The organism is Pseudactinotalea sp., assembly GCF_048594945.1.
Taxonomy (GTDB): Bacteria; Actinomycetota; Actinomycetes; order Actinomycetales; family Beutenbergiaceae; genus Pseudactinotalea.
Window position 1 is genome coordinate 1 of sequence record NZ_JBMDXJ010000066.1, and the last position, 5225, is coordinate 5225.

Genomic DNA, 5225 nt, shown 5'->3' on the forward strand with positions numbered 1-5225 from the left:
TGCTCACGCAGCGCTCGGATGAGAGAGATGTCGCGGCTGGGGTCGCCCCAGGCGTGCAGCTTGATGGCGTGGAAACCTAGGTCAAGGCACTGATCGGCCACGTGCAGGTACTCGTCGATCGACTCGTAGGTGACCGTCGAGGCGTAGGCGGGCAAGCGGGTGCGGGAGTACCCCATCACCATCCACGAAGGCAGCGATGATGCCCTGCCGGCCAGATCCCAGAGCGCGATGTCAAGCACGCCGAAGAGGTAGAGCGGGAGCTCCTCGAGCCTGTCGAGCTCCCAGATGCGGTGCCACCACCACTCTCTCGCCAGCGGATCGCCTCCGACGAGCTCGTCGCGGAGCAGTCGTTCCACGAAGCTCCGCAGGAGCGGGTAGGTGCCCGGCCGAGCAGCCAGTGCGACGCCATCGACATCCGCGTCCGTGCGGATTCGCAGGACGCACCCTGTGAATTCGTGTCGCGAACCAGGAAGGCCATCACGCCACCTGTATGGATGCTGGGGAGCAGCGATGGGAACGGGAAACACGTCGACGTGTGTGATGCGCATCTTCTGTCCTTGTCCGAGATTGATATCATGTCATATGTCTTCTGTTTGAACGTGATTGACCGGGAGCCCGCAGGGCGACGAGCGCGTCGGCGCGCCACAGAGAAGGAGAGCGTGTGCCTGTGCCTGCTGGAAGACTCTTCGATCCTCTTGAGGCTGTGCAGAGGCACCGGACCCGCTTCTTGACACCGCCGTCGATGGTCCCCGCCGGCGTCGATGACGTGTCTGGTGGCGGCCGTTGGCGAATCTGGCAGCACGCGGGCACGAAGACCGACGCGCCCATCTTCGGGAATGGCGACATGCTGGCCGCGTTCGCGGGGCCATGTGAGTTCCCCCAGTTCTGGGTGACAACGAACGATTTCTGGCAGATGTCGAGCAACCCCAACTGGGAGTTCTTCCATGACAACTCGGTTGCGAAGCACGACCCTGCGGTAGGGCTGGGCAGCCCGCGCCCGCTCGGTCGCGTGGTGTTCGACGTGCCGGCGCTCACGGGGGCTACTTACGAGGCGTGGCAGGAGTTCGCCAACGCCACCACACGCGCGCGCTACACCACAGCTGATGGTGCACACATCGGTCTGGTCAGCTGGGTGGCGGCGCAGGAGAACGTCCTCGTCGTGGAGTTCACCGCTGATCGAGACACGAGCGTGAGCGTGGACTTCCATTTTCCGGACGAGCTCGGCAAGGGCTGCGATGCCGGCGTGGACGTCGAGGGCCTGGGCGAGGGCGACGAGTCGCTCACGGGTACGTTCGTCGGTCTCGTAGGCGGCAAGCCGGTGCAGCTCAAGAGCCGACGTGGCGGAATCGTGTACGGCAGCCGCACCTTCTCGGACGGTGTCGACGTGCCGACCGCAGTCGGATTCGGAGGCCGGTTCGTCGGCGAGGACGGTCTCGAGACCACCATTCGCGCGGGGGAGACTCTTCGCTTCGTGCTACCGCTGCGCTCGTGGGCGAAGGTGAGCCGCCCGATGGAGTACGCCCGCTCACGAGCGGCCTGGATCACCGAGTCCGATGTCATGTCGCTGTGGGAGCAGCACACGAGCTGGTGGAGAGATTACTGGCGAGTCTCGGGCGTGCAGGTCGAGGACCAGCTCATCGAGGAGAAGTACTACCTCGGACAGTTCATGATGGGCTGCCTGTCACGCGACCCGGACTATCCGCCCAACATCCTGGGTATCTCGACGTTCGACCGCATGGCGTGGAACGGCAACTACAAGGTCAACTACAACCACCAGTCCCCGTACTTGGCGCTGCTGGCCGCTGGGCACTTCGAGCAGGCCGACACCCACGATGCGCCCTATCTGGCGATGCTCGACATCGGCCGTGAGATGAGCCGTCGGCTGCTGGGACACGAGGGCGTCTATCTCCCGCTCGGCTTGGGCCCGGCGGGCATGGTGAGCGAGGCCCTGCTGCTGTACATGAAGTCTCCCGCCGTGCACGGGGCAATCAACATGCTCATCCGATACCGGCTGACCCTCGACCGCGCCTACCTGCGCCGCGTCTACCCGTTCCTGCACGCGGTGGCGCAGTTCTGGGAGCTCGACCTCGTCGAGGAGGGCGGCCGCTACCGGATCGTGGGCGACGGTATGCACGAGCGAGTGACCTCCAACGTCCAGCAGAACGGCTTGCCGGAGAATCCCTCCAACACGTTGGGCTACCTGCGGACGTTCTTCCGTCAGATGGCAGATGCGAGCCGTGATCTGGGAATCGATGACGACGAGCGCGAGCGGTGGCTCCATATCGCGGCACACCTGAGCCCTTATCCCGTGGGTGTCATCGGTGACATCGTGGACAACGTCACGCTCTGGAACGAGGGCGATCGTACGGTTCGGGACCTGGTGCCCGAGAGCTTCCAGCGCACGCCCGTGTTCTTCAACGAGGAGAAGGGCGGCGCATGGTCGCTCCACTTCCCGGGCAACATCATGCAGATCTATCCCGGTGGCGCCATCGGTCTCGAATCGCCTGAGGAGGAGCTCACGATCGCCCGGAACACCGTGCACGCTCTCGCCCTCATGGAGGACGCACTTGGCGAGGCCGGCGGCACGGCCGGTGCAACGCCGTCTCCTGAGGGCACGCCGCACCCGCACTTCCACAAGGCCGGTGCGTGGAACGCCGTCAACCTCAGCTGCCTGTTCTTCCCGGCAGCCGTGCGGGTGGGCTACGACCCCGAGGTCGTGTGGCAGGAGCTCAAGGACCGACTCACGCACCGGGGTATGCCCAACGGCTTCATCGCCGGAAACCCGCACGGGATCGAGAATCTCTCGACCGTGCCGAACACGGTGCAGGAGATGATGCTCCTCTCGCACGAAGGGATCCTGCGGTTCTTTCGCGGTTGGCCGAAGCGGAGCCAGCCAGCGGCGTCCTTCACCGGGCTCTGGGCCTACGGCGCCTTCGTCGTCGATGCGGCTCTCGAAGGAGGTGAGGTCGCCACGATCGAACTGGAGAGCAGGAGCGGCGGCGCGTGCCGCATCGAGAACCCATGGCCGGGGAGGTCGGTCCGGCTCCAGGGGCCCACGGGCGAATGTTTCCTCACCGGTGATGTGGTCGAGGTGCCGACAACCGCCATGGGGCGTTACAGACTGACGGCGGTGCCTGGCTGACCACCGTGCCCTCCCGATCGACTCGGTTCGGGCCCTCGCGCCACCATCGCGGTGACAGCGTTCAGCCGCGTGTCAGCCCGAGCAGCGGCAGCCCGCGATCGATCATCGCGTCGATGTCGGCTGCTGTGCTGTAAGCGTGCCCCGAGTAGCGCCAGAACAGCCGGTCGCCGTACGTGGTGAAGGCGGCTTCGACGCCGGCGTCAAGGAACCGCCCGCGCAGCTGGGCCGGGTCGACGCTCACCGAGGCGGGCAGACCGATCAGCCGGATCGGCCCCACGGACATCCCGACGGCGACGCTCGCCTCATCGGGGTATCGCTCGCTCAGTGCCTGGCTGACCTGGGCCACGGCCAGGTCGGCCATGAGGGTGGCATGCTGGCGGATCCGATCCCAGCCGATCGTTTCGTCAAGGTGACGTAGCGACCAGGGCGCGCTCAGCCACGCGGTGTAGTCCTGGCTGCCCTGCAGGTCAAACCGCTGCGGGTAAGCGTCGGTCGCGGCCCAGGAGTCGATCAGCGGCCACAGGCGATCCGCGACCGACGCGTGGGCCACCAGCACCGCTGTCCCGCGCGGGGTCGCGCCGAACTTGTGCAGGTTGCCTACCCACACGTCGGCCTCAACACCCTGCAGCGGCTCGTCGAGCAGCAGCGGCACATGGGCGCCGTCCACGATCGTGAGGATGCCGTGCTCACGTGCCCGGGCGCAGATCTCGGCGACCGGAAGCAGTCGGGCGGTTCCGGAGGTGAGGTGGTCGATCACGATCATCGCGGTCCGGTCGGTGACCGCGGACCACACGGCCTCGACACTGTCCCGCGCATCCGCCACCAACGGGACCCGCGCCTCCACCACCTGCGCGCCCGCCTCGCGCGCGGTCCGTTCCACCCCCATACGCACCGCCCCATAGGCGTGGTCGGTGACCACCACCTCGCTACCGGTCGGCAGCGGCAGCGAGCGCAGCGCGGTGCTGACCCCCGCGCTGGCATTGGGCACCAGCGCGAGGGTGTGCGCCGGCACGCCGAGGTACGGCGCGATCTCCTCGCGTGCGAGGGCAATCCGCTCGGCGGTACGGGCCAGGAACCCCATCGGTCCGTGTTCCATCTGCCGCTGCAGCGCCCGCTGGTGGGCCATCGTCGCGCTCGGCACGCGGCCGTACGAGCCGTGGTTGAGGTGCACGAAGCCGCTGTCGGGCCACAGGTCGGACGCGGGTTGGCCATCGAGCGTGAGCAGCATGGTGGCCCCCTCAGCCCGCGAGCGCGATGACGCCCGCGAAGCGGCCCGTCACGCCGTCGCGGCGGTAGGAGAAGTAGCGCTCGTGCTCATACGTGCAGGCATCGACCCGGTCGACCTGGGTCAACCCGAGCTCGTGCAGCTGGCTGACCACGCCGGTTGCGATGTCGATGGCCGGCGTGCCCCACGAGGTACGGGTGGCCGTGCCCGGCACCGCCGCCTCGACATCCTCACGCAACTGCTCCGGCACCTCGTAGCAGCGGCCACAGATACTCGGCCCGAGCACCGCGCGGATCGACTCAGCTCGCGCACCCCGCTCCGTCATCGCGGTGACGGCGTTGCCCACCACCCCAGCGACCAGTCCCGGGCGACCGGCATGCGCCGTCGCCACCACGCCTGCGCCCGGGTCGGAGAGCAGCACGGGCACGCAGTCGGCGACCATCACACCGATCCCCACGCCCGGCGTGGTGCTGACCAGCGCATCGGCCCGACGCCTCATGTTCGGCCGGTACGCCGACACCTCGGCGACCTCGGCTCCGTGCACCTGGGTAGTCATCGTCAGTGGCGCACCGAGCCAGCGGCCCAGCAGCCCGCGGTTCGCGTGTGCTCGGTCCCAGTCGTCGTCGACGTGATAGCCGAGGTTCAGTGCGGAATGGGCACCCAGCGAGGTGCCGCCGGCCCGGTTGGAGAAGCCGGCGCGCACACCGCTCCCCAGGTCGACCTCGAGCACGTCGAGCGGCAGCTGGTTCCACGCGTTCGCCATGCGCCCATTCTGGCGCGTCCGGCGCCATCTCCCTCGAGAGGGTCGCACGGAGCGCTGGTCTTTCCGGCCCGGCTCGGGGGCCGGACCTGGCGCTC

At 67.7% G+C, this 5225-nt stretch carries 3 protein-coding genes and 1 pseudogene; 1 reads left to right on the top strand and 3 read right to left on the bottom strand.

Features of this window, described 5'->3' with window-relative positions; all coding sequences use genetic code 11:
• Window positions 1–356, bottom strand: a pseudogene (locus tag ACOJSN_RS03055) (hypothetical protein); the annotation flags it as partial.
• Between the two features lie 557 nt (window positions 357–913).
• Here ACOJSN_RS03055 and ACOJSN_RS03060 point away from each other — a divergent pair.
• Window positions 914–3142 (top strand): glycosyl hydrolase family 95 catalytic domain-containing protein, encoded by a 2229-nt coding sequence (locus ACOJSN_RS03060; RefSeq protein WP_420111040.1) that lies wholly within the window; start codon window positions 914–916, stop codon window positions 3140–3142.
• A 61-nt stretch (window positions 3143–3203) separates the two neighbouring features.
• On the opposite strand, the gene ACOJSN_RS03065 is transcribed toward ACOJSN_RS03060, so the two are convergent.
• Both ACOJSN_RS03065 and pgeF read right to left on the bottom strand, forming a co-directional pair.
• On the bottom strand, window positions 3204–4370 hold the full coding sequence (locus tag ACOJSN_RS03065) for an aminotransferase class V-fold PLP-dependent enzyme (RefSeq protein ID WP_420111041.1): 1167 nt from the start codon (window positions 4368–4370) through the stop codon (window positions 3204–3206).
• A gap of 10 nt (window positions 4371–4380) precedes the next feature.
• Window positions 4381–5130 (bottom strand): peptidoglycan editing factor PgeF, encoded by a 750-nt coding sequence (pgeF, locus tag ACOJSN_RS03070; protein WP_420111042.1) that lies wholly within the window; start codon window positions 5128–5130, stop codon window positions 4381–4383.
• Between the last annotated feature and the right edge of the window lie 95 nt (window positions 5131–5225).

Excerpts from the sequence above, each read along its gene's own strand:
- ACOJSN_RS03060 (WP_420111040.1), top strand. The coding sequence starts at position 914 with ATGTCGAGCAACCCCAACTGGGAGTTCTTCCATGACAACTCGGTTGCG.
- pgeF (WP_420111042.1), bottom strand. The coding sequence starts at position 5,130 with ATGGCGAACGCGTGGAACCAGCTGCCGCTCGACGTGCTCGAGGTCGAC.
- ACOJSN_RS03065 (WP_420111041.1), bottom strand. The coding sequence starts at position 4,370 with ATGCTGCTCACGCTCGATGGCCAACCCGCGTCCGACCTGTGGCCCGAC.